The organism is Nocardia puris, assembly GCF_003315035.1.
GTDB lineage: Bacteria > Actinomycetota > Actinomycetes > Mycobacteriales > Mycobacteriaceae > Nocardia > Nocardia puris.
Genome location: NZ_QNRE01000013.1, coordinates 38,806 through 63,134, shown reverse-complemented (window position 1 = coordinate 63,134; position 24,329 = coordinate 38,806). Strand labels below are relative to the sequence as shown.

Here is a 24,329-nt window from a genome sequence, read left to right as displayed (position 1 = left end):
GGCTATGACCATCCGCCGAACGCGCCGCCCGACGATCGTCGACATAGCCGCTCGGGTGGGCGTCTCGAAATCGCTGGTATCCCTTGCCCTGCGCGGTGACGAAGGGGTCAGCGACGCGACGCGCGCCCGTATCGTGCAGGCGGCCGACGAACTCGGCTACCGCTCCAACTCGCTGGCGCGAGCGTTGGTGCGCGGCCGGACCGGTCAGATCGGCGTCCTGGTCACCGACTTGCGCAACCCGTACCACACCGAGGTCGCGCTGGGCGTCGAGACCGCGGCGGAGGCCGTGGGCCTGGAGACCTTCCTGGCCAACGGCCGTCGCGATCCGAACCGGATGGCCGCACACCTCAACGCCATGCTCGGCCTCAATATGGAAGGCATCGTCGTGGTGAGTTCGCGTGTCGAGTACGCCGTACTGGCCGCCGCCGCGAAAGAGACGCCGGTGGTGGTGGTGGGCCGTCCCGAGGACACGCCGCCCGGCCTCGATTCGGTAGCCAACGAGGACGAGGCGGGCATCGGGCTCGCCGTCGATCACCTGATCGGGCTGGGGCACCGCCACATCGCGTTCGCCTCGGCATCACGGCGCCCGGCGGCACTGGCGCGGCGCCGTGGCTACGAGGCAGCGCTCAGGCGCGCCGGTCTGGAGCCGCTCGATGCTCGACCGGTCCCGCTCGGCGCGGGCCGAACCGAAGCGATCGACGCCATCCTGCGGGGGCGGGCCACCGCCGTCGTGACCAACAACGATCTGCTCGCCGTCGACGTCCTCGACCGGGCCTTCGATCTGGGCGTGGACGTCCCCGGGCGGATATCGGTCGTCGGTTACGACAACACAGATCTGGCCGCCCGCGTGCGCCCCCGTCTCACCAGCGTCGACCAGTGCGGACCGGCACTCGGCGAAACGGCGGTGGCGTTGCTGCTGGAGCGGGTCGCGGGCCGGGACGCCGACCGGCACGAGGTGCTGTTCCCGAACCTGGAGGTCCGCGACTCCACCGCATCTCCGGCTTTCTGATCCCGGCCCGTACCTCGCTGACCTCGGCTCCCGTCATGGTTCGCTCGGGGTTGTTTGCCGATTCACCTCGGGTATGAGTGCTGATTGTTTGCCGTTCGCTTTCATGGAAGACGCTCCCCAGGTCCTGAAATGGGGACGCGTCGGTCTCGACGGCCGAGGCTGAGCAAGAAAACCTGATGAGGTGGCAATTACATGAGGGGAACGACCCGTCGCGGCAGCCGCAACGTGTTCCGCATGCTGACCGTAGCGACCGCAGCTGCGATCGGCCTGACGCTGGGCAATGGCCCGGCATCCGCTGAGATCGACAGCAGGGCGCATATCGTCGACAGCGCCGGTCTGACGATCGAAGCGATCCAGGAAGACACCCTGATCGAGTTCATCCCGCCGCTGGATGGCAACCCGCTGACCCGTGAGTGGTTCCACAACGGGACCGCCGCCTTCAAGATCAGCGGCGACGGCGCGGAGGACTTCGAGGGCGAGATCACCATCGGTTACCAGGTCGGCTTCCCGGCCTCGTTCGACGGCAAGCTCTCGTTCGGATGGTCCACCCCCGGTCTGGAGCTGGAGCTCGGCCTCGACGGTGGCGGCGCTGTGACTCTCGACAGCCTGATCCCGCAGGCCGGTGTCGAGCTCGAGGTCGGTTTCGGCCCGGGTATCGAGACCATCGAAGCCGCTACCGGCGAGATCTCCGGTGACGAGGGCTTCATCCGCATGCACGGCTTCCACGGCACCGTCACCGGTGTGGTCGGCCCGACCAACATCCGGCCGTTCGTCACCGTGAAGAGCTCCGACGGCGGCACCGTCACCACGTACGGCAAGCCCTGGACGCTCTGATTCGGCGGTCACCTTTACGGTGACCACAGCGGATCGTGCGGCGGCGGCCTACCGGACGTAGGCCGCCCCAGCTGAACAAATATCGGGCGGGGTGTGCGAATGCGCACCCCGCCCTTGCTGTTTCCGCGAGTGGGCGACAGGCGGCACTATCCCATCCGGCTTCGGTGAGCGCGCGGACTCCGCTCGGCCGGCGACGGGATTCCGCGCGCTCAGTCGCCGGTCCCGAAACTGCCTTCCAACCGGTTCCGCGACCCCGGATGCACCAGCCGCGCGGCGCTGACCAGCCCGCCCGCCGACCAGGTGCGGCGACGAATCAGCAGACACGGTTCACTCTCGGGGATGCCGAGCAGGCGGCACTCCTCGGCGCTGCCCAGCACCGCCTCCACGATGTGCTCGCCGCGCACCAGCGGGGCCACCTGGCTGAGGTAGGTGTTGGGGGTGGTGGCGGTGAAATCCTGCTCCAGGTACTGCGGCACCTCGGCGGGGTTGACGTAGCGGTCCTCCACCTGGAGCGCGACGTCGTCCTCGAAGTGCACCATCAGCGAGTGGAACACCTTGCCGCGCACGGTGTTCCGCAGCACGGGCGGCGCTTCGTCGGCGTCCTCGGCGCGCACGAAGATCACCTCGGTGCGGTGCCGGTGCCCGCGCTGGGAGATCTCGTCGGCGATATTGCGCACCTCGAACAGCGGCGAGGCCTTCTTCGTCGGCGCGACGAAGGTGCCCACGCCCATGACGCGGTTGAGCACGCCCTCGGCGGTGAGGTCGCGCAGCGCGCGGTTGATCGTCATCCGCGACAGGCCCAGCGCGCTCACCAGCTGGTTCTCGGACGGTATCTGATCGCCCTCCTGCCACCGCCCGCCCTTGATCTGCGAGGTGATGAGCTGCTTCACCCGTTCGTAGGCGGCGACCTCGGTGCCGAGCCCGCCGTACAGCGCGGCGAGTTCCGCGTCGACCACTTCGATCCCCACCACCGGCATCCGTTCTCTCACCGCACGCGCGCGTGCTCCCGATGGCTCCGGGGCGGCGTGCCCCGTAGCCGTTGCGCTCCTCTGTGCGCCCATCATCGCACCAGCGCCCGCAGTTGCCGGGTCGCGACCGACAACGCCGCCAGATCGTCCTCGCCCGATTCGGCGATCGCGCCGAGGATGCGCCGGGTGCGGTCCAGCCGGGCGGCGCTGCGCTGCTCCCACCGGCCCACCACGGGTTCGGCCGGCTCGCCGGGATCGCTGTCGAGCAGCACGTCCCGGCAGATGGCGCGGGCGGTGGCGTACAGCTCGTCGCGCAGCGCCACGCGGGCGAGCGCGTTCCATTTCGTGCCGCGTTCCAGTCGCGACACCGCGACCAGGTGCGGCACCACCTCGAGCCGGTCGCCGAGCAGGTAGTACACCTCGGCCACGTCCCGCGGTGGGCGCCCGGACAATTCGGCGACCTCGATGATGTCGAGCAGCGCGAACTGGTCGAGCAGCAGCGCGAGCCGTCGGGCGAGGTCCGCGGGCACGCCGCGCGCGGTCAAGGCGTCGGTGCGCGCGGCGAGCGATTCGGCGTCGCGACCCGTCAGCCAGCTTGCGATGTGCGGGGTGAGCGCGGCGACGGTGTCGCAGAACCGGCGGATCTCCGCGCCGACGGCGAGGGGTTGCGGCCGCTGCGTCAGCATCCAGCGCGCGCCCCGGTCCAGCAGCCGCCTGCTGAGCACGATCAGTTCGTCGGTGAGGTCGGCGCTCAGGCCGGCGGCGCGGATGTCGCGCCACAGCGCGGGCAGGTCGAAGACCGCCGCCACCACCGCGAACGCGCGCACGGCGTCGGCGTTGTCGGCCCCGGATTCCTCGGCGAGCCGGTAGGCGTAGGTGATGCCGCCGTGGTCGACGACGGTGTTGGTGAGCACGGTCGCGACGATCTCGCGGCGCAGCGGATGCGCGGCGATGGCGTCGGCGTAGTTCTCGCGCAGGCGCGCGGGGAAGTAGGCGGCGAGGTCGTCGGCGAAGGCGGCGCTGTCGGGCAGGTCGCCGGCCAGCAGATCCGCCGCGAGCGCGAGCTTGACGTGCGCGAGCAGCGTGGCGAGTTCCGGGGAGGTCAGCCCCTGCCCGGCCTTGCGGCGCGCCGCGATCTCCTTCTTGGTGGGCAGCGCCTCGAGCGTGCGGTCCAGCCCCCGGGTGGCCTCCAGTTGTTCGATCAGCCGCCCGTGCACGGCCAGCGTCGCGGCCGCGCGCGCCCGGCCGGTGCCCATGAGTTCGTTCTGGGATTCGTTGTCGGCCAAGACGAGTCGCGAGACCTCCCCGGCCGTCTCCGCCAGCAGCGCGTTGCGCGCCGCCGCGTCCAGGCGTCCGGAGCCGACCAGTCCGTCCAGCAGGATCTTGATATTGACCTCGTGATCGGAGCAGTCCACACCGGCGGAGTTGTCCAGCGCGTCGGTGTTGATCCGCCCGCCCGCGCGGGCGAATTCGATGCGGCCCAGCTGGGTGAACCCCAGATTGCCGCCCTCGCCCACCACGCGGGCGCGCAGCTGCGCGCCGTCCACCCGCACCGCGTCGTTGCCCTTGTCGCCCACGTCCAGGTGGGATTCGGTGGCCGCCTTGACGTAGGTGCCGATGCCACCGTTCCAGAGCAGGTCGACGGGAGCGCAGAGGATCGCGCGCACCAGCTCCGGCGGCGTCAGTGTCGTGACGCCGTCGGCCAGCCCGAGCGCCGCGCGCACCTGCGGCGCGATCGGCACGGCCTTGGCGGTGCGCTCCCAGACGCCGCCACCCGGGCTGATCAGCTCGGGCGCGTAGTCGGCCCACGACGAGCGGGGCAGCGCGAACAGCCGCGCCCGCTCGGCGAACGACCTCGCGGCGTCGGGATCGGGGTCGAGGAAGATGTGCCGGTGGTCGAACGCCGCGACCAACCGGATGTGCGGGCTGCACAGCATGCCGTTGCCGAACACGTCCCCGCTCATGTCGCCGATCCCGGCGACCGTGAAATCCTTTGCCTGCGTATCGATTCCGAGCTCGCGGAAGTGCCGCCGCACGCTGCGCCACGCGCCCTTGGCGGTGATGCCGAGCGCCTTGTGGTCGTAGCCGACCGAGCCGCCGGAGGCGAACGCGTCGCCGAGCCAGAACCCGTATTCGGCGGCGACCTCGTTGGCGAGGTCGGAGAAGGTGGCGGTGCCCTTGTCCGCGGCGACGACGAGGTAGCTGTCGTCGCCGTCGCGACGCACCACCCGCGCCGGGGGAAGCACCGCGCCGTTCGCCAGATCCACGTTGTCGGTGAGGTCGAGCAGTCCGCCGATGAACGTGCGGTAGCAGCGAATCCCTTCCTCGCGCAGCGCTTCTCGATCGGCGGCGGCGTCACCGGTGGGCGCTGGCGGACGCTTCACCACGAATCCGCCCTTCGCCCCGACCGGGACGATCACCGCGTTCTTCACCGCCTGCGCCTTCGCCAGGCCCAGCACCTCGGTCCGGAAGTCCTCCTTGCGATCCGACCAGCGCAACCCGCCGCGCGCCACCTTGCCGAACCGCATGTGCACGCCCTCGACCCGCGGCGAGTAGACGTAGATCTCGAAATGCGGCCGCGGCAGCGGCAATTCGGGAATGCGGCGGGGATCGAGCTTGAACGACAAGCATTCCCGGCCCTCGGTGACGTCGCGGTAGAAGTTGGTGCGCAGGGTGGCCGCCAGGGCGTTGCGGTAGGCGCGCAGGATGCGGTCGGCGTCGAGTCCGGGGACGGCGGCGATCTCGTCGTCCAGGGTGGCGGTCAGGTCGCCGGCCGCCGCCGGGTCGACGCGCTCGGGATCGAACGACACCTCGAACAGCTCGATCAGACGGTGCACCAGGGCGCGATGTTCGCCGAGTACCGTGGCGATATGGGTCCGGCTGTACGGCAGACCGCCCTGGCGCAGGTAGTTCGCGTAGGCGCGCAGCACCGCGACCTGCCGCCAGTTCAGGCCCGCGCGGGCCACCAGCTCGTTGAAACTGTCCGCCTCGGCCCGGCCGTGCCAGATCGCGGCGCACGCGGTGGTGAAGCGCTCGGCGAAATCGCGCTCGTCCAGAGGTTCGGGCAACGATCTTGCCGGGTAGCGCAGCGTGAACTCGTAGATCCGGCAGGTGACGCCCGCGCTGTTCGCGACGGTGTAGGGGCGCTCGTCGAGGACTTCGACGCCGAGGCTCTGGAGAATCGGCAGCACTTCGCTGAGGGTGAGCGCGCGGCCGCCGACGTAGAGCGTCAGCCGCCATTCGCCCGAGGTGTCTGCCGCGCGTTCGAGTCGCAAGTCCAGCGCATCGGGTGTGAGCCCTTCGAGACGGGTGACGTCGTCGGTGGCGCGCTCGGGATCGCGATCCTGCTTATAGCCCGCGGGTATCGCGGACGTGTAGTGCAGCGCGCGGTCGCGGTCCAGGGTGCTGCCCGCGAGGAATCGCTCGTCCCAGGTGTCGCGCTCGCGGACCTGCGGGGCCGCGGCCGAATCCGTCGAAGTCGCCTTCATGTCACTACCTTCCGGCGGAGGCGCCACCGCGTCCGCCCGGCTCGCTTGACAGTTAGTTGTATATACAGGACTATACACGTATCCCCGGATTTTCGTGACCCGGACCACAGACTCGGTGTTAGCCGTAACCACATGTGAGGAGAGACTCATGAGCGACGTCCCCGGCCCCCGTCCGGTGTCCGCGAGCCGCGGCAGCGAGCTGAGCACGCTCGGCTGGCAGCAGGAGGGCGCGCTGCGGATGCTGATGAACAACCTCGATCCCGACGTGGCCGAGCGCCCCGACGACCTGGTGGTCTACGGCGGCACCGGCAAGGCCGCGCGCGACTGGGCGGCGTTCGACGCGATCGTGCGGACGCTGAAGACGCTGAAATCCGATGAGACACTGCTCGTGCAGTCCGGCAAACCGGTGGGCGTGTTCCGCACCCACGAGTGGGCGCCGCGCGTGCTGCTGGCGAACTCGAACCTGGTGGGCGACTGGGCCAATTGGGAGGAGTTCCGCAAGCTCGAACAGCTCGGCCTGATCATGTACGGCCAGATGACCGCCGGGTCGTGGATCTACATCGGCAGCCAGGGCATCCTCCAGGGCACCTACGAGACCTTCGGCGCGGTGGCGCGCAAGCGTTTCGGCGGCACCTTGGCCGGCACCATCACCTTGACCGCCGGGATGGGCGGCATGGGTGGCGCGCAGCCGCTCGCGGTGACCATGAACGAGGGCGTGGCGATCTGCGTGGACGTCGATCCCGCCCGCATCGACCGGCGCATCGCGCACGGCTACCTCGACACCAAGGCCGACTCGCTGGACGAGGCACTGCGCCGCGCCGTGGAGGCGCGCGACGCGCGGACGCCGCTGTCGATCGGCCTGGTCGGCAACGCCGCCGAGGTGTTTCCGCGGCTGCTGGCGATGGACGCGCCCATCGACATCGTCACCGACCAGACCTCTGCGCACGACCCGCTCTCCTACTTGCCTCTCGGTGTGGCACTGGAGGATTGGCACCGCAAGGCCGAGCAGGACCCGGTGTGGTTCACCGAGCAGGCGCAGGCGTCGATGGCCAAGCACGTCGAGGCGATGGTTGGGTTCCTGGACAAGGGCGCCGAGGTGTTCGACTACGGCAACTCCATTCGCGACGAGGCGCGCAAGGGCGGCTACGACCGCGCGTTCGAGTTCCCCGGCTTCGTGCCCGCCTACATCCGGCCGCTGTTCGAGGAGGGGCTCGGCCCGTTTCGCTGGGCGGCGCTCTCCGGCGACCCGAAGGACATCGCCGCCACCGACCGCGCCATCCTCGAACTCTTCCCCGAGAACGAGCACCTGAAGCGGTGGATCACCATGGCGGGGGAGAAGGTGAAGTTCGAGGGACTGCCCGCCCGCATCTGCTGGCTCGGCTACGGCGAAAGGCACCGCGCCGGACTGAAATTCAACGAGATGGTGGCCTCCGGCGAACTTTCCGCCCCCGTCGCCATCGGCCGCGACCACCTCGACTCCGGTTCGGTCGCCTCCCCGTACCGCGAAACCGAGGCCATGCGCGACGGCTCCGACGCCATCGCCGACTGGCCCCTGCTCAACGCCCTGCTCAACACCGCCTCCGGCGCCTCCTGGGTGTCGCTGCACCACGGCGGCGGCGTCGGCATGGGCCGCTCGATCCACGCCGGCCAGGTCTGCATCGCCGACGGCACGCCGCTGGCCGCCGAGAAGCTCGAGCGCGTGCTCACCAACGACCCGGGTATGGGCGTCATCCGCCACGTCGACGCGGGGTATGAGCACGCCGCGGATGTGGCGCGTGAGCGTGGGGTACGTATTCCCATGTGGGAGAGCTGAGTTCGGTAGTTCGCGACCCCGGAACCGTATGGACGGTTCCGGGGTTGTTCTGTTGTGGGTGCGCCGCGGTCGAGGCCGGCGAGAGTTTCACGATCACGCGGGACGGTCAACCGGTAGCCGAACTCAAGCCACTCTCCTGGCGGGGGTTCGTTCCGGTTTCCGAGCTCGCGCGCACCAGTGCGCGTATTCCGCGCATCGACTATGCGGAGTGGCACGCATTGCCGCTGCCTCCCCGGCATCCCGGCGACTTCAAGGGATTCGGTCCGCTGCTGAACATCGTCGCCGTCTAGCGGGTGGGCGCCGGGAGCACGCTGGATCGCAGACGTAAACGGCCGGCGGCGTTGTGCCGTCGGCCGTTTCGTGCGGTGGGGGTCAGTCGAGTGGGCCGACCACCGACTCCGCGCCCGCGACGAGGGCGCCGGAGGCGGCGAGTTCCACGGCCGCTTCGATTTCGGGTGCGAGGTAGCGGTCCGTCCCCGGCCCGGCCACGCGTTCGCGCAGCACCGCGCGGACGGCGGCGGTGGCGGGGGAGGGGGTGAGGGGAGCGCGCAGGTCGAGGGCGCGGGCGGCGGTGAGCGCTTCGATGGCGAGGACGCGCGTCAACCCGTCGAGCGCGCGGCGGAGTTTGCGGGCCGCGGACCACCCCATCGACACGTGGTCCTCCTGCATCGCCGAGGACGGAATCGAATCCGCGCTGGCGGGTGCGGCGAGGCGCTTGAGCTCCGAGACGATGGCGGCCTGGGTGTACTGGGCGATCATGTGGCCGCTGTCGACGCCCGGATCGTCGGCGAGGAACGGCGGCAGGCCGTGGTTGCGGGCCTTGTCGAGGAAACGGTCGGTGCGGCGCTCGCTGATGCTGGCGAGGTCGGCGACCACGATGGCGAGGAAGTCCAGCACGTACGCGACCGGCGCGCCGTGGAAGTTGCCGTTGGATTCGACGCGCCCGTCCAGCGTGACCACCGGATTGTCGACGGCGCTGGCCAATTCCCACGCGGCGACACGCTCGGCGTGCGCGAGGGTGTCGCGCGCGCCGCCGGCCACCTGCGGTGCGCACCGCAGCGAGTAGGCGTCCTGCACGACGGTGCAGTCCGGCGTCGCGTGACTCGCTATGATCGCCGAATCATGAAGCAGCCGAGTCATGTTCGCGGCCGCGGCGGCCTGGCCGGGATGCGGGCGCAGCGCTTGCAGATCGGCGGCGAACACCTTGTCGGTGCCCATCAGCGCCTCCACGCTCATCGACGCGGTCACATCGGCCAGGCGCAGCAGGCGGCGCAGGTCGTGACAGGCCAGCACCAGCATGCCGAGCATGCCGTCGGTGCCGTTGATCAGCGCCAGCCCCTCCTTCTCCGCCAGCTCGACGGGCTCGATCCCGGCGGCCGCCAAAGCCTGTGCGGCGGGCAGGAGTTCGCCGTCGGCGTCGCGCACCGTGCCCTCGCCGATCACCGCGAGCGCCACGTGCGCCAGCGGCGCGAGATCGCCGGAACACCCGAGGCTGCCGTATTCGTGCACCACCGGGGTGATGCCGGCGGTGAGCAGCGCGGCGTAGATCCGCGCCACCTCCGGCCGCACGCCGGTGCGCCCGGTCGCCAGCGTCGAGAGCCGCAGCAGCATCAGCGCGCGCACCACCTCGCGCTCCACCTCGGGCCCCGACCCGGCCGCGTGCGAGCGAACCAAGCTCCGCTGCAACTGCTTACGCAGCTCCAGCGGAATGTGACGGACGGCGAGCGCGCCGAATCCGGTCGAAACCCCGTACACCGGTTTGGGATCGGCGGCCAGCGCCTCGATCCGCTTGCGGCTCTCGCCGATCGCGGCCAGCGCCTCCTCGGACAGCACCACCCCGGCGCCGCCCCTGGCGACGCGCACCACGTCCTCCGGCGACACCGGACCGGTCCCGACGATGACCGGCTCGCCGGCGTCCGCGGAATGCCGGGCGTGCGGCAGGCTTTCGATGCTCACAATGTCTCTCCGTTCGAAATGCTCGGTGGTTCAGGAAAATTCAGACGCGATCGTGGATCGACGGGTCGCCATCGGTCGCCCCGTGCCGGGCGGCGGCCCTGGTGCCGCCGCGTAGCGGTGCGGAGTCCGGGGACGCCGTCGAAATGTCACTGGACGTCAGGTCGACGGCCGCGGTCTTGTTGTGCAGCGCCGCAGTGCCATTGGTGGCTGCGGCGACGACGCCCCCGGGTGAATCGCCGCTGCTCGCGGTGTCGGCCACGTCGGCGGGTGCGGTGCGCGTGCTGTCGAATGCGACGGTGCCGTCGACGGCTGCGGCCACCATGCCGTCCGGCGACCCGGCCCCGCCTCCCGACACCACCGCAGCCCCCTGCGGCCGCACCCACCGCCGATACGCCAACCACAGCAGCACCAACCACCCGCCCCCGACGAACAGCGCCACCCGGCTGTCGGCGTCGAACGCGATCACCACGATCACGAACACCAGGAACCCGATGGTGATCAGCTGCCCGTACGGCCAGAACGGCACCGGGAACTTCAGCGCGGCGGCCTCGGCGGGGCTCATCCGGCGGCGCGACCGGTAGTGCGAGAGCAGGATCATCAGCCAGACGAAGATGGTCGCGAAGGTGGCCAGCGAGGCGATCACCAGGAACACCTTGTCCGGGATCAGGGCGTTGAGCAGCACGCCGACCAGCAGCGTCGCGGTCATGATGACGACGGTCATCCACGGCACGCCACCCCGCGAGACCTGCCGCATCACCCCCGGCGCCTGCCCGCGCTGCGCCATGCCGTACATCATGCGCCCCGCGCCGAAGATGTCGCTGTTGATCGCCGAGAGTGCCGCGGTGATCACCACGATGTTCAGCACCGTCGCGGCGGGACCGATGCCGAGCGTCTGGAAGATCTGCACGAACGGGCTGCCCTCGGAGCCGATGCTCTGCCACGGGTTGAGCGCCATGATCACGGCGAGGGTGAGCACGTAGAACAGCATGATGCGCACCGGGACGGTGTTGATGGCGCGGGGGATGGTGCGCTCGGGCTTCTCGGCCTCGCCCGCGGTGATGCCGATGATCTCGGTGCCGCCGAAGGCGAACATCACGATGGCGAAGCACAGCACGAACCCGCCGATGCCGTTGGGGAAGAACCCGCCGTCGGCCCACAGATTGCTGACGCCGGTGCCGGTGTCGTGCATGCCGAAGCCGAAGATCAGGATCGCGATGCCGCCCGCGATCATCGCGAGGATCGCGACGACCTTGACCAGGCTGAACCAGAACTCCACCTCGCCGAACACCTTCACGTGCAGCATGTTGAGCGCGCCGATGAAGAAGATGATCGAGAGCACCCAGATCCAGCGGGGGACGTCGGGGAACCAGAAGCCCATGTACACGCCGAACGCGGTGACGTCGGCGAGGCAGACGATGAGCATCTCGAAGGTGTAGGTCCAGCCGGTCATGAAGCCGGCGAGCGGACCGAGGTGTTTGGTCGCGTACTCGCCGAACGAGCCGGAGACCGGATTGCTCACCGCCATCTCGCCCAGCGCCCGCAGCACGATGTAGATCGCCGCGCCGCCGATCAGGTACGCCAGCAGCACCGACGGGCCCGCCCGATTGATCGCCTCCGCCGATCCGTAGAACAGCCCGGTGCCGATGGCCGACCCGAGCGCGATGAAGCGGATATGGCGTGCGGTGAGACCGCGAGTAAGCACGGCGGCGGGCTTGTTCAAACCAATCTCCCGGAATCTTCAGGGCGGAAAAGTGCGAGCGATACGACCGCGGCGCGCTCTGTGCGCCGCATCACACGGCTACATGTATAAGCCTGTCTATACAGGATTGTCAATCCGCACGGGGCGGCGACCCATGATGCAAGATCACCCGCCCGTGGCGAATTCCGGGCAACGCTTGACAGGTTGTATATACAGGTTTATACATATCCCTCATGGCGTGATCCACCGCACGCCGCGCCTCTCCGACGTTGTCGCCGCAGAAAGCCGATGTCATGAAGAACGACGACGCCCGCAGGGCTCCTGACCCCGGAACGCCGCGCCATCGACGTGGTACAGGGCGGCGACCGGTGCGCCGCGGGTCGGTTCACGCTGCACCCCGGCGCGAGCACGGGAATCGTCGCCGGCCTGGCTTCGGTGCTGCTCTGGCCCCGGGACCCGCGATGGGCCGGTCCGGACAATCCACCCGATCCATGCCGACGGCGGCGTGTCCTCGGAGTTCGCGCCCGATCGCGCGCTCACCGGGGAGGATTCGCGGTGAGCGCGTCCCGTACCCGGCGAGAGAGGAGCAACTGAGGTGTCGACCACCGCGTTGACCGGAATCGGTGTCCTGGTGACCAACGATCCCACCGTGGGGGAGGGGCGGCTCGGGATAAGACGCGACGCCGCAGTGGTTTTCGAGGACGGCGTGGTGGCCTGGGTCGGGAACTCCGCCGACGCCCCGGCCGCCGACATCGCCCACGATCTCGACGGGCGGGCCGTGCTGCCGGGATTCGTGGAATCCCATTCGCACCTGGTATTCGCCGGTGACCGGGCCGAGGAATTCGCCGCGCGGATGTCGGGGCAGAAGTACGCGGCGGGCGGCATCCGCACCACCATCGAAGCCACCCGCGCCGCCACCGACGAGCAGTTGGCGGCGAATGTGCGCCGCCTGCTGGACGAATCGGTGCGCACGGGCAGTACCACGGTGGAATGCAAGTCCGGCTACGGCCAGACCGTCGAGCACGAGTTGCGCAGCGTGCAGGTGGCGGGACGGTTCACCGAGGAGGTGACGCTGCTGGCCGCGCACGTGCCGCCACCCGAATATGCCGGGCGCGCCGACGATTACGTGGCGATGGTGGTTGGCGAAATGATCCCGAAGTGCGCTCCTCATGCGACTTGGATCGACGTGTTCTGCGAGGAGGGCGCGTTCGATCGCGATCAGTCGCACGCGGTGCTGACGGCGGGCATGGCACACGGTCTCGTGCCGCGCGTGCACGGCAATCAGTTGCGCCAGGGGCCGGGCGTGCAGCTCGCGGTGGAACTCGGTGCGGCGTCGGTGGATCACGTCACGCACGTGAACGCCGACGACATCGAGGCTTTGGCGCACAGCGACACCGTGGCCACGTTGTTGCCCGGTGCGGATTTCAGCACCCGCTCCCGCTACCCCGACGCCCGCGCGCTGCTCGACGCCGGGGTCACCGTCGCGCTCGGCGCGGACTGCAATCCCGGCACCAGCTACACCACCAGCCTGCCCTTCTGCATCGCGATCGCGGTCCGCGACCTGCGGATGACCCCCGACGAGGCCGTGTGGGCGGCCACCGCCGGTGGGGCGAAAGCCTTGCGCCGCAGTGATATCGGCGTTCTGTCCCCGGGCGCGCGCGCCGATGCGATCGCGCTCGACGCTCCCTCGTACCTGCATCTCGCCTACCGTCCCGGCGTGCCGCTCATCAGCCGGGTGTGGCGCGGTGGCGCACTCGTCCACACGAACTGAGGTGTCATGAATTCCGGTTGGTCCGGCCGTATCGACGGCACCGCTCCCGAGCATCTGCGCTGGCATCAGATCGTCGAACCCTACGAGCCCGGCGGTGCGCCGGGTGCGTGCGCGTTCGTCGGGTTCGCCAGCGATGAAGGCGTGCGGCGCAACAAGGGCCGGCGCGGTGCGGCCGCGGGACCCGACGCGCTGCGTTCGGCCTTGTCGCCGATGGCTCTCGCCGCACCGCTCCGTGCGATCGACGCGGGGACCGTCGCGGTCGCCGGTGAGCGGCTCGAGGAGGGACAGCGCGAATTGGGTTCGCGGGTAACCGCATTGCTGGACGCGGGGCACTTCCCGGTCGTCCTCGGTGGCGGGCACGAAATCGCTTACGGCACTTACCTCGGGCTGGCCGGGTCCACGCGCCGAGCGCCGGGCACTCGCGTCGGAATCCTGAACCTCGACGCCCATTTCGACCTGCGGCCCGACCCGGTGCCGAGTTCCGGCACGCCGTTCCGGCAGATCCTCGAAGCCGACGGCGACTCGGTCCAGTACTCGGTGATCGGGATCAGTCAGCCCAGCAATACGAAGATCCTGTTCGACACGGCGGCGACCTACGGTGTGCGCTACCTCCTGGACGAAGACTGCGGACAGTCGAACGCCCTCGCGTTCGTGGACGATTTCCTCGCCGGCGTGGACCTGGTCTACCTGACCATCGACCTCGACGTGCTCCCCGCCGCCGTCGCCCCCGGCGTCAGCGCGCCCGCGGCGTTCGGGGTGCCGCTCGCGACGATCCAATCCGTGTGCGACTACGTCACCGCCAGCGGGAAGTTGGCCGTTGTCGATGTGGCGGAACTGAATCCGAGTCTGGATGTGGACAACCGGACGGCTCGGACAGCGGCGCGGTTGCTGCACCGGATCGTGACGGGGCATGTGGCGTTGGTGGGGTGAGTGTGGTGGACGGCGGGTAGTCCGGCTCGGCGCCGGCGTGGCTCACGGCTCACGACCGGCCTCGCGGTGCTGCTGTCCCGGCTGGTCGCGGGCCCGGCTGCCGGGGTGCGTACGCCGTGTGGCGGTGGTGGCGGGCCGGACGAGCCTCGGGGTGGTTCGATCTCGGTGGGGAATCCGAGGAGGACACGCCGCGATGGCCGGGTGCGCACCTTGACGCGGGTGGGTTGGGCTCGCCACCGACTCGTGGCGGGCGCGCCGCGCTTCGATGCGGACGAGGTGTCGGCGCGCCGCGCGGACGGTCGAGCACCGCTATCCGGCGGCAGGCTGCACGAAACGCCTACCGCGACACCGACGCTCGGTTGCGGAGGGCGCGTTGCCGGTCCTCGAGAATGGTGGTGCGCCGCAAGGACATTGCTTCGGCAGGGCAGGTTCCCGTGGTGAGCGCGGTGTAGACGGCGTGCGCGTCCTCCAGCGCGTCGCGCGCGCCGACACCGGCGGCGGGGGTGATGGCGTGGTCCGCGTCGCCGATGAGTAGGACCGGCAGGGTGGGCGGCGCGGCCGTGTCGAGGGGTACGTCGCGAGCGTTGCTGACGTGCACGGAATCGGTGCGGTCCAGCAGGGTTTCGACCATGTCAGTGATCGACGGCGTGGCCCGCAGGACGGTGTCGCGCCACTCCTCGGTGGGTCGCATACCGAGGTCGTCCGGCCCGTCCAGCGGGTCCCTGGCGATCCGGATGAACCAGTGCGCGGCATCACCCGGCCGCCAGATGTGCCCGAATGTACTTGCGGCGCTGCCGGTTTCGTCGAGTTCGGCGAAGAAGTGCAGGATCTGCGCGTCGGTGTCCAGCGCGAGCGGATCCTCCGTCCGTCCGTAGAGCACCACATCGCCCGCGTAGACCGGCACACGATCCGGCTCCAGACGCGCCCGGACGACGGAGTCGATACCGTCGGCGGCGATCACGGTGCCGTCGGCGGTGCCGGACGACCCGTCCCCGTGGGTGAGCCGGGTTTCGCCCCCGTCGAGGGCCACGCCCGTGACTGCTTGCCCATACCGGACGTCCGCGCCGGACGTACCGAGGAATTCGCCCAGCACCCGCATCAGCGAGCTGTGCAGCCAGAATCGGTGACCGCGGCTCATCGCCGCCCGTCGACCATCGCTGCCCGCGTACTCGAGCGCGGTCACCGGAAACGACGCCGCGTCCACCACCTCGTCGGCGACCCCGAGTTCATGCAGCACCGAATGCCCGCGCCCGTCGACGAACAGGAACGCGCCACCCTCGGCGCCCCGCCGCTGCCGCTCGTACATCGTGACCGGTTCACCCTGCCGGGCCAGCGCGCCACCGAGAACAGTTCCGGCGATACCTCCACCGATAATGGTCACCATTCGAATCTCCTACCTGGGTAAGCGGGTTCGAGCGTTGCGGAAGGTGGGGACGGCCGGGATGCCGTGGCGTCGCCTTGTCGTTCTTGCGCTGTCGACAGTAGTCGTGGGTGGTGTGCCTGGACTCGTGAATGAGCTACCCATGTGTCGGGACGGGCTCCGGTCTGGGGTGCGGCCCACGACAGCGCAGTGTCCTCCAACCTCCATGCTCGTGCGGACCTCGCGCCCGGCGTTGCCGAGTGGCATCCGAAGCTCAGGTGAGGGTGACCCCGGTGAGTTCTTCCGAGATCTCCCAGATACGGTGCGCTTCTTCGAGACTGCGTAACCGGCTGTAGATCTTCTGTTCGGCGGGCGGGCCGCCCAGGTGCCCGATTCCGCTGGGGCCGTACAGGCGTTCGCCGTGCGCGGCGGGGGAGGTGGCGGCATACAGGGCGGGGAGCTTCGCGGATTCGACGGTGCCGAAGAGGATTCCGCGCGTCGAGAACCAACGGATGAGTTTCACGCCTGTGGTGTCGTCGGTGCGTCCGAGTTCGGGGCGGGCGGAGAGGAGGTTGGTGGGAGCGACGCCGGGGTGGGAGAGGTTGCTGGTGACGCCCCAGCCGTGGGCTCTGCTGCGTCGGCCGAGCTCGAGTCCGAAGAGGCCGAAGGCGATCTTGGACTGGCTGTAGGCGCGCATGCCGTCGTAGGAACGTTCCCAGTTCAGGTCGTCCCAATTGATCCGGTTCTGGTTGGCGGCGATGCTGATCTGGGAGGTGACGCGGGCCGCGCCGGCCCGGAGCAGGGGGAGGAGGTGGCCGACCAGCGCGAAGTGCCCGAGGTGATTGGTGCCGAATTGCAGCTCGAAGCCGTCGGCGGTGACCTGGCGATCCGGTGGGGTCATCACGCCGGCGTTATTGATCAGCAGGTGGATCGGGCGGCCTTCCTCCAGCAGCGTTTCACCCAGTGCCGCGACGGAAGTCAGGGACGACAGGTCGAGTTCCCGCAGTGACACCGCGGCCGTCGGGTTCTGCTGCCGGATCGCGACCAGCGCCGCCTCGCCCTTGCGCGGATTGCGCACCGGCAGAACCACTTCCGCACCAGCGGCCGCCAGGCGCGCCGCTATTCCCACGCCCATGCCGTCGCTGGCGCCGGTCACTACGGCACGTTTGCCGGTGAGGTCGGGGATGGTGATGTCGGGATGTGTGCGTGGCATGGCTGCTGCTCCTCGTTCGGGGCTGGACGACGGCCGCGGCGTGCTTGACGTCCTGCTTTCACGGTGGTCGGATCGTGACGCGACATCCAGGGACTCTCGATCCGTGGATAACGCGGGGCTCGGCGGGTAGAAACGAGGCCAATCGCGAAAGGAGGATTCCGGTGATCGATCGTGCGGGGCTGGCGGGGTTCCTCCGGCAGCGCCGGGAGGCGTTGCAGCCCGAGGATGTCGGGCTGCCGCGCGGGCAGCGGCGCAGAGCGAACGGGCTGCGGCGGGAGGAGGTCGCCGGTTTGTGCCACATGTCGGCCGACTACTACGCGCGACTCGAACAGGAACGTGGACCCCAGCCCTCGGAACAGATGATCGCCGCGATCGCGCAGGGCCTGCACCTTTCTCTCGACGAACGCGACCACCTCTTCCATCTCGCGGGCCACCAGCCGCCCGTGCGCGGCGAGACCAGCGACCATGTGAGTCCCGGCCTGCTCCGAATCCTCGACCGCCTCCACGACACACCCGCCGAGATCGTCACCGAACTCGGGGAGACCCTGCGCCAGACGCCGCTCGGCAAAGCCCTGACCGGCGACACCACCCGGCTCACAGGCCCCGCCCGCAGCATCGGCTACCGCTGGTTCACCGACCCCGCCGAACGCGACCTGTACGCGCCCGAGGAGCACCCGTTCCTGTCCCGGCTGTTCGTCTCCGGCCTCCGCGAGGCCGCCGCCCGCCGCGGTCCCGCCTCCCGCGCCGCGCACTACGCCGACCTGCTGCTTGCCGAGAGCGACGAATTCCGGACCCTGTGGAACACCCACGAAGTCGGCGTGCGCCCCCGCGAGGTGAAGCGCTTGCGCCACCCCGAAGTCGGAACGATGGACCTCCACTGCCAGACCCTCCTCGACCCCACCCAGTCCCACCTGCTGCTGGTGTACACGGCCACGCCGGGAAGCGAGAGTTACGAGAAGTTGCAGTTGTTGTCGGTGGTGAGCACGGAGATGCTGCGGTGAGAGGGTGGAGAGCGCGGTCGCTCATGGATGACGAGGGTACCGTCGCGGGTCCCGGTAGCCCTCCACCGAGTGTTCGTTCCCGGTGCCGGACGAGACCTGGTCGGTCATTCCTGTCGCGTTCCAGGAGGACTTCCACGACTGGGGATCGCGGGATCGAACTGGGTGAAGCCGGATCGTTGTTTGAATTCGTCGACGGAGTCGCGGGGGATGTCGAGACTACGGCTGTCGAGGTGGATTCCCTGAATTCCCTGTCGCCTTCGTATCAGACGACGTCGGTGTTCTCGGGGAAGGCGATGTCCGCGCAGTCGGTGAGGCGCTGGATCTCGTCCCCTTCGTCGGAGCAGCCGCCGGCATTCGCGACCACGGCGCAGACTGGGAGAACGGGACCAGTGGCTCGAATGATGCTGTGCGTCAAAGTTTTCCGATCCACCGCTCGAGCGGGGGTGCGCCGCCGTGGACGCGGAAGCTCCGTGCCCCAACCGGCCTCCACGAGGTGCCGCATGTCGTCGGCGATGCGTCGGACCGAGCCTGGCGCCGAATGCCGAAGCCCTACGGGACCGCCGCATGCCCCTCCCGAGGCGCTGTCGGTCTCCGGCGGATGCCTTCGTTCCGAACGCTGTGGCGGCCGGCGATGTCCGCGGTGCGCCGTGACTCGGCGAACGGAACAGCGAGGACTCGTATGTGGCCGAAGCCTGCGCGGTCGGGGCGGTCGTGTGCGTCGCGCGTGCGACGGACAGTCACGACCAGCCCTTGCGTGCCACGTCGCGATCGCGGTACGCGGGTACCAGAATGCTCGGACACATGCGTCCACCCCGCCCGTGATTCCGCAGCTTCGCGCGGTTCTCGATCTTGTGAAACGTGAGTGCCCCTCATGTTGGGGACCGGTCCGGCGACAAAAGCCCAGGTCGGGTTACCGGTGAGTACGACACTCGCCACAGAGGCTTCGGATTCGCGCGTTCGGCCGGTAGAGTTTGGACGGTCGTACCATCAAGCGCGAGTGGCGGAATTGGCAGACGCGCCAGATTTAGGTTCTGGTGTCCTAGGACGTAGGGGTTCAAGTCCCCTCTCGCGCACAGATCCACGTCATACGTGCCGGATTTCCGTGCCACGTGTTAGAGGGCCCTTTGACACGCGAGGTATGACCTGTGGAAACGACCCTTGACCTGCGACGATTGTTGGCAGATCTGCCGGATTCCGGCCCGTCGGCGACGTTCGGAGGGTTTGCTGGCGGCGGTGATCGCCGGTGATCCCGCCCGTCATACCATCCGGACTCCGCTGCTGGGCCGCGCCGCCCAGCGCTCGCCGGTGCTGTCGCCAGTTCTGGTTCGGGCCGCTGATCCCGCCATCGTGTACGGGCTGTGCACGGTCGGTGAGGCGGGCCGGATCGCCGACAAGCATTGCTTCACCGCGTTGGGATGGCTCCCCGGCAGGCGCCTGTCGCCGATCTGCCTGGGCTCCGGCGCGGTGCTGGCCCAGGTATCACCGGATGGCCCGGTCGCGGTAACGGCCGGTCGCTTCTTCGGTGTGCCCGACCGCCTGCGCCGCCGGGTCGGGCTGTCTGTCGGTGACCGCGCACTGCTCGTCGGGCATCCTCGCCACGGGCTGCTGTGTCCGCAAAGCGACCGTCGAGCGCGCGGAATCCGGGTGAACTCGGGGAGCCGGAGGACATCACCCCGAGAGGTTGCGAACTTCTCGGTTCGGGTCGTCGGCCGTGGTAATGAGGTCCATCGGCATGGGGCTGCTGCACAGTTCCTGGGCGTCTTCACGCGAGAGGCCAAGTGCGACAAGGATAGTGACGGTCATCGCATCTACGGTCGCGGCGCAATCCCGGTCGGGTTGTTGGAGCAGCAGGCGGCCGAGGCCGAGTAGTGATCCGGTCACCAGCGCCATGGCCAGGGCGATGTCCTCGACGGTGAATCGTCCGGCGCGCGTCGCGGCGGTGATGTCTCGCGCGGCGCGCGGCGCGAGACCGTGCTCGGATTCGATCAGCGAGGCGCCGGAGTTGATCAGGACCCGGCTCAGATCGGGCTGTAGCCGGAACAGCCTGCCGACGATCCGGAAGGACTTGGCGAAGATCTCCGCTGGATCGGCGAGGTCGGCCGTGAGCGCGTCGAGGTAGGCGCCCAATGATTCCAGCGCGCTGTCGACCGCCGCGACGAACAGTTCTTCCTTGCTGTCGAAGTGGTTGTAGAACGAGCCCATTCCCACGTCCGCGGCCTGCGTGATCTCGAGAATCGGCGCGTTGAGCCTGCCCTCGGCGATGAAGCGTTGCCCGGCCGCGATCAAGGCCGCGCGGGTGCGAGCTTTGCGGCGTTCGAGCCTGTTCGCTGCGGGGGACATCGTCGTCGGTCAACCTTCTGGCGGTAGAGGCGCTGGACTGCCGTGATCCTAGTCCACCTTCAAATCTGACGAATCGCTCAGAACTCTTGACTGAACGAATAGTCATAGTTGACGATATCGTCAGTAATCTTCGAGCGCTGAGGAGGAGGCGAGATGTCGGTAGGCCACAGCGACACCCATCGCGACTTGCATGTCGACCAGGGCGCCTTGCCGGGCGAGCACACCGGCCGTACCAGGAGCCCGATCATCAAGGTCGCTGACCTCGCCTGGCTCGAGTTCGGCAAGCCCGACCTGCCGAAGGCTGAAGCGTTCGCGCTGGCATTCGGGTTCTCGGTCGCCTACCGCAGCTCGGAGGAGATGCACCTGCGCGGCACGCAGGCGGGCACGCCGTGCGTGATCGTCCGCAAGGCGGGGCGCTCCCACTTCGCGGGCGCGGCGTTTCAGGCCGCCGAGGGGTCCGACCTGCTCAGGCTCGCCGAGGCGACAGGTCATCGAGTGCGACGGCTACCAGAGAGCATCGGCGGCATGGGCGTCACCTTGCACGATCCGGGCGGTGGGACCGTACGGGTCGTGGCGGGCGCGCATCGGCTGCCGGAGCTGCCGGGCCAGCCCGCACGCCCACTCAACGTCGGTGCGTCTACCGCGCGGATCAACGCGGCGCAACGGCCTCCGCGTGCGCCGGCCCGCGTCGAGCGGCTCGGCCATGTCGTGCTCGCGCGCACCCGCTTCCTCGAGAACCTGAACTGGTATCTGGAACATCTCGGCCTGATCGTGAGCGATTTCCTGTATTTCGACCGACAGCGCGAACGCGGGCCGGTGATGGCCTTCATCCGCTGCGACCGCGGGACCACGCCGACCGACCATCACACCCTCGCCATGACGCTCGGCCCCTCGGATCGTTACGTGCATTCGGCGTATCAGGTGTGCGACCTCGACGCGCTCGCGGCCGGTGGCGAGTTTCTGGCCGAGCGTGGCTATCGCCGGTCCTGGGGAATCGGACGGCATATCCAGGGCAGTCAGATCTTCGACTACTGGCGCGATCCCGACGGTTTCCTCGTCGAGCACTTCAGCGACGGCGACATGTTCGACAGCTCACTGGAACCGGGCTGGGCACCGATGACGGCCTCTGGACTGGCGCAGTGGGGCCCACCGGTGACCAAGGACTTCCTCGGCATCGCACCGAGTCGCAACTCGCTGCAGGAACTCCGCTCCATCTTCTCGTCGCTACACCGAGACAACGAATTCGACGCCCAGCGCTTGCGGGGCCTTCTGAAAGTAGCCGGGTCATGAGCATTTCCGTGGTGCGCACCATCGACGCATGGTGGGTGCTGACCCCAGACGGGGCTGTCCGAATCGACAGCGAGGCCGCGACCACCGGTGAACTGCTGGCCGACCGCGCCGCGATCGAAGCGGCTCGCCACGGCAGGGGCACCACGCCGGTGGAGACCCTGGCGCTGCTCTCCCCGGTGACCGCACCGTGCCGGGTGGTCGCGCAGATGACCAATTATGTTTCGCACGTGCGGGATTCGGGGATGAACCCGGCGACCGTTCCGCTGACATTCTTCCGCAAATCGTCCGGATCCATCAGCGGTCCGGAGGACGACATCGTCAAACCGGCGCACGTGCGGTTGCTGGACTACGAGATCGAGATCGGGCTCGTCATCGGCGCGCCGCTGCCCGTCGGCACCGCACTCGACGAGTCGAACATCGAAGCCTTCATCGCCGGCCTGGTCATCACCGACGATGTCTCCGCCCGTGACGTCCAACTACCCAAAACCCAGTTCTACGAGGGCAAGTCCTATCCCACCTTCACACCGGTCGGCCCGGTGTTGCTGCTGCTCGAAGCAGGCGAGTTCGACAGATTCCACGATCTGTGCCTGACATTGCGCGTCAATGGCCGAGTACGCCAGCACAGCACGGTGGCAGACATGATCTACGGCCCACTCGAAACCCTGCGCGCCCTGACCGGATTCCAGCGCATGGACGCGGGCGACCTGCTGCTCACCGGCACCCCGGGCGGCACCGCCTTGAAGGCGCCCGCCAAACCCATCGAGATCCTCGGGTCACTGATCCCGCCCGCGCTCAAGTGGAAGATCTTCTTCGCCAAGCAGGCATCGAACCCGGACTACCTGCACGACGGCGATGTGCTGGAGCTGACGGTCTCGACACCGGACGGCGCGATCGACCTCGGCGTTCAGCGCACAAGGGTGCGGTATGAGCGGTGAGCGAGGCCGGATCGAGCACTACCCGGTCGTGATCGTCGGGGCGGGCCCGACCGGCATGACCGCCGCATTGCTGTTGGCGCGGTACGGCATCGAGTGCCTGATCCTCGATCGCCGGGACGAGGTGTACCCGCGGCCGCGGGCAGTGCACCTCGATGACGAGGTATACCGCATACTGGCCGACCTCGGGCTCGGCGACGAGTTCGCGGGGATCTCCCGACCCGGCCTCGGCCTCCGGCTGGTCGACGCCACCATCGCCACGTTCGCGGAATTCCGCCGCGACCCCGACCGGATGCGGCACGGATTCCCGCAGGCCAACATGTTCGACCAGCCCGATCTCGAGCGGTTGCTGCGGTCGAGACTGGAGGCGACGGAGGGGGCGCGGATCCGGGGCGGGTGCGAAGTGCTCGATGTGGCGAACCTGCGTGATCGCGTTCGCGTGCTGTTTCGCGATGCCGAGACAGACGAACGTCACGCTGTCACAGCGGACTTCGTTCTCGGCTGCGACGGCGCCAACAGCGTCGTGCGCGCGTCGATGGGGTCACGGATGCGCGACCTGGGTTTCGCGCAGCGGTGGCTGGTGGTCGACATCGCCACCGGTGCCGATCTCGGGCGGTGGGAGGGCGTCCACCAGGTGTGCGATCCCGAACGCGCCGCGACGTACATGCGCATCGGCGCGTCACGCTACCGCTGGGAGTTCCGTCTCCGGGACAACGAATCCGCGGATCAGTACGCCACGCTCGACACCCTCGAGCCGCTCGTGTCCCCCTGGTTGAGAGGTGTGAGAGATCCCGAGCTGACGCTGATCCGGTCCGCCGAGTACACCTTTTGCGCCCGCGTGGTCGACCGATGGCGGGACCGCAGGATCTTTCTGCTCGGTGACGCCGCGCATCTCACGCCGCCATTCATCGGGCAGGGTTTGGGCGCCGGTCTCCGTGACGCCCAGAATCTGATCTGGAAGCTGGTCGCCGTCCTGCGCGCGGAACTGCCGGACGCCGCCCTCGATACCTATCAGTCCGAACGTAAACCGCACGTGACCTCGATGATCGGTCTGGCTGTCGTCGTCGGAAGGGTGATGGCGAGCGGGGCGGCGGGGGAGATGGCCCGCACGCACCTGTGGCCGCTCCTCGGCCACGTCCCGGTCATCAGCTCCGCGGTCACTGACAGCGTCACACCGCGCCTGTCTCGGTCGATGTTCGTTGCGCGACGGGGATCTCGGCCGTTCGACCTGGCGGGATCGCTGTGTCCGAACTGCGTCGTCGACCACGGCACGCGGATCGACGAGATCGCCGCCGGGGGCTTTCTCTTTGTCGCGGTCACCCCGCTCACCCGCGAACAGCGGACCGAACTCGACCGGCGCGGCGCCGCGATCCTGGTAGTACCGGCCTCCTCCGAGCTCGGCGAATGGCTGCGCCGCGGGCGTGCGAGCGCCGCGATCGTGCGACCGGACAAGACCGTGCTGGCGGCTTCCCGATCGATCTCCTCCCTGCACACCCGTGTACCGAGCTGCCCGGCTCTGTCCAGCAAGTCCACGCACAGGAGTTCCCATGGCGGTTGACATTCCATCCTGCGGTATCGCGCGAGAATCTCGTTCAGTATCGAAGCGATTCTCGGTCCGTATCCGCACTACGCGGCATTGCGCGCGGCCGGCCCGGTGGTAGGGGTACCGGGCCAGCGCGTCTTCGCGAACTTCCGATGCGCCGGGTGCAAGGCGATCTGCGGCAT

General features: G+C 68.9%; 15 protein-coding genes, 1 tRNA gene and 2 pseudogenes. 11 read left to right on the top strand and 7 right to left on the bottom strand.

The features are described from left to right. Positions 1-4 precede the first annotated feature (4 nt). Both DFR74_RS26510 and DFR74_RS26505 read left to right on the top strand, forming a co-directional pair. Positions 5-1,009 carry a LacI family DNA-binding transcriptional regulator gene (locus DFR74_RS26510; protein ID WP_067508536.1) on the top strand — a complete coding sequence of 335 codons (1,005 nt, stop codon included), beginning with the start codon at positions 5-7 and terminating at the stop codon, positions 1,007-1,009. 234 nt (positions 1,010-1,243) lie between these two features. After that, a complete protein-coding gene (locus DFR74_RS26505; RefSeq protein WP_084537561.1) occupies positions 1,244-1,843 on the top strand; it encodes an MspA family porin in 600 nt (199 codons plus the stop codon). A 209-nt stretch (positions 1,844-2,052) separates the two neighbouring features. On the opposite strand, the gene hutC is transcribed toward DFR74_RS26505, so the two are convergent. After that, positions 2,053-2,820, bottom strand: coding sequence for a histidine utilization repressor (hutC, locus tag DFR74_RS26500; RefSeq protein WP_067508532.1), 768 nt, complete (start codon positions 2,818-2,820; stop codon positions 2,053-2,055). Between the two features lie 83 nt (positions 2,821-2,903). Continuing rightward, positions 2,904-6,245 (bottom strand): annotated as a pseudogene (locus DFR74_RS26495) (NAD-glutamate dehydrogenase domain-containing protein); the annotation flags it as partial. A 202-nt stretch (positions 6,246-6,447) separates the two neighbouring features. Here DFR74_RS26495 and hutU point away from each other — a divergent pair. Further along, positions 6,448-8,112, top strand: a complete 1,665-nt coding sequence (gene hutU, locus DFR74_RS26490) for a urocanate hydratase (RefSeq protein WP_067508530.1) — start codon at positions 6,448-6,450, stop codon at positions 8,110-8,112. Beyond that, positions 8,100-8,402, top strand: coding sequence for a type II toxin-antitoxin system Phd/YefM family antitoxin (locus DFR74_RS26485; protein ID WP_147265940.1), 303 nt, complete (start codon positions 8,100-8,102; stop codon positions 8,400-8,402). The genes hutU and DFR74_RS26485 overlap by 13 nt, the downstream gene beginning before the upstream one ends. Positions 8,403-8,484: 82 nt before the next feature. Here DFR74_RS26485 and hutH read toward each other — a convergent pair whose 3' ends face one another. Both hutH and DFR74_RS26475 read right to left on the bottom strand, forming a co-directional pair. Continuing rightward, entirely contained in the window at positions 8,485-10,053 is a 1,569-nt protein-coding gene (hutH, locus tag DFR74_RS26480) for a histidine ammonia-lyase (protein WP_067508764.1), read from the bottom strand. Positions 10,054-10,456: 403 nt separating this feature from the next. Further along, positions 10,457-11,788 (bottom strand): annotated as a pseudogene (locus DFR74_RS26475) (amino acid permease); the annotation flags it as partial. Between the two features lie 574 nt (positions 11,789-12,362). Between DFR74_RS26475 and hutI the strand changes: the two are divergent. Together hutI and hutG are read left to right on the top strand one after the other, a co-directional pair. Continuing rightward, complete coding sequence (hutI, locus tag DFR74_RS26470) at positions 12,363-13,538, top strand: imidazolonepropionase (protein ID WP_067508528.1); 1,176 nt, start codon at positions 12,363-12,365, stop codon at positions 13,536-13,538. A gap of 6 nt (positions 13,539-13,544) precedes the next feature. Continuing rightward, positions 13,545-14,468 carry a formimidoylglutamase gene (gene hutG, locus DFR74_RS26465; RefSeq protein ID WP_067508527.1) on the top strand — a complete coding sequence of 308 codons (924 nt, stop codon included), beginning with the start codon at positions 13,545-13,547 and terminating at the stop codon, positions 14,466-14,468. Between the two features lie 337 nt (positions 14,469-14,805). On the opposite strand, the gene DFR74_RS26460 is transcribed toward hutG, so the two are convergent. Together DFR74_RS26460 and DFR74_RS26455 are read right to left on the bottom strand one after the other, a co-directional pair. Then, positions 14,806-15,852, bottom strand: coding sequence for an FAD-dependent monooxygenase (locus DFR74_RS26460; RefSeq protein WP_067508526.1), 1,047 nt, complete (start codon positions 15,850-15,852; stop codon positions 14,806-14,808). Positions 15,853-16,102: 250 nt separating this feature from the next. Continuing rightward, a complete protein-coding gene (locus DFR74_RS26455; RefSeq protein ID WP_067508522.1) occupies positions 16,103-17,041 on the bottom strand; it encodes an SDR family oxidoreductase in 939 nt (312 codons plus the stop codon). Between the two features lie 161 nt (positions 17,042-17,202). Between DFR74_RS26455 and DFR74_RS26450 the strand changes: the two genes are divergently transcribed. Both DFR74_RS26450 and DFR74_RS26445 read left to right on the top strand, forming a co-directional pair. Beyond that, positions 17,203-18,042 carry a helix-turn-helix transcriptional regulator gene (locus DFR74_RS26450; RefSeq protein ID WP_067508521.1) on the top strand — a complete coding sequence of 280 codons (840 nt, stop codon included), beginning with the start codon at positions 17,203-17,205 and terminating at the stop codon, positions 18,040-18,042. 991 nt (positions 18,043-19,033) lie between these two features. Beyond that, positions 19,034-19,115: transfer RNA gene (locus tag DFR74_RS26445), tRNA-Leu, on the top strand. 595 nt (positions 19,116-19,710) lie between these two features. Here the strand turns inward: DFR74_RS26445 and DFR74_RS26440 are convergent. After that, complete coding sequence (locus DFR74_RS26440) at positions 19,711-20,382, bottom strand: TetR/AcrR family transcriptional regulator (protein WP_067508520.1); 672 nt, start codon at positions 20,380-20,382, stop codon at positions 19,711-19,713. A 153-nt stretch (positions 20,383-20,535) separates the two neighbouring features. Here DFR74_RS26440 and DFR74_RS26435 point away from each other — a divergent pair, with 153 nt between their 5' ends. Genes DFR74_RS26435 through mhpA form a run of 3 tightly spaced genes read left to right on the top strand, consistent with a single transcriptional unit; the run spans position 20,536 to position 24,162 of the window. Then, positions 20,536-21,672, top strand: a complete 1,137-nt coding sequence (locus tag DFR74_RS26435) for a VOC family protein (protein WP_067508518.1) — start codon at positions 20,536-20,538, stop codon at positions 21,670-21,672. Continuing rightward, positions 21,669-22,607 carry a fumarylacetoacetate hydrolase family protein gene (locus DFR74_RS26430; protein WP_067508517.1) on the top strand — a complete coding sequence of 313 codons (939 nt, stop codon included), beginning with the start codon at positions 21,669-21,671 and terminating at the stop codon, positions 22,605-22,607. The genes DFR74_RS26435 and DFR74_RS26430 overlap by 4 nt, the downstream gene beginning before the upstream one ends. Then, the gene (gene mhpA, locus DFR74_RS26425; protein WP_067508513.1) at positions 22,597-24,162 is read left to right on the top strand and encodes a bifunctional 3-(3-hydroxy-phenyl)propionate/3-hydroxycinnamic acid hydroxylase MhpA; all 1,566 of its coding nucleotides are present in this window, start codon (positions 22,597-22,599) and stop codon (positions 24,160-24,162) included. The genes DFR74_RS26430 and mhpA overlap by 11 nt, the downstream gene beginning before the upstream one ends. Positions 24,163-24,329 lie beyond the last annotated feature (167 nt).

What these genes read in the sequence shown, in the direction of transcription:
- DFR74_RS26440 (WP_067508520.1), bottom strand. Translation starts at nt 20,382, where the DNA reads ATGTCCCCCGCAGCGAACAGGCTCGAACGCCGCAAAGCTCGCACCCGC.
- DFR74_RS26510 (WP_067508536.1), top strand. Translation starts at nt 5, where the DNA reads ATGACCATCCGCCGAACGCGCCGCCCGACGATCGTCGACATAGCCGCT.
- DFR74_RS26430 (WP_067508517.1), top strand. Translation starts at nt 21,669, where the DNA reads ATGAGCATTTCCGTGGTGCGCACCATCGACGCATGGTGGGTGCTGACC.
- DFR74_RS26460 (WP_067508526.1), bottom strand. Translation starts at nt 15,852, where the DNA reads ATGGTGACCATTATCGGTGGAGGTATCGCCGGAACTGTTCTCGGTGGC.
- mhpA (WP_067508513.1), top strand. Translation starts at nt 22,597, where the DNA reads ATGAGCGGTGAGCGAGGCCGGATCGAGCACTACCCGGTCGTGATCGTC.
- hutG (WP_067508527.1), top strand. Translation starts at nt 13,545, where the DNA reads ATGAATTCCGGTTGGTCCGGCCGTATCGACGGCACCGCTCCCGAGCAT.
- DFR74_RS26455 (WP_067508522.1), bottom strand. Translation starts at nt 17,041, where the DNA reads ATGCCACGCACACATCCCGACATCACCATCCCCGACCTCACCGGCAAA.
- DFR74_RS26505 (WP_084537561.1), top strand. Translation starts at nt 1,244, where the DNA reads ATGCTGACCGTAGCGACCGCAGCTGCGATCGGCCTGACGCTGGGCAAT.
- hutC (WP_067508532.1), bottom strand. Translation starts at nt 2,820, where the DNA reads ATGCCGGTGGTGGGGATCGAAGTGGTCGACGCGGAACTCGCCGCGCTG.
- DFR74_RS26435 (WP_067508518.1), top strand. Translation starts at nt 20,536, where the DNA reads ATGTCGGTAGGCCACAGCGACACCCATCGCGACTTGCATGTCGACCAG.
- hutU (WP_067508530.1), top strand. Translation starts at nt 6,448, where the DNA reads ATGAGCGACGTCCCCGGCCCCCGTCCGGTGTCCGCGAGCCGCGGCAGC.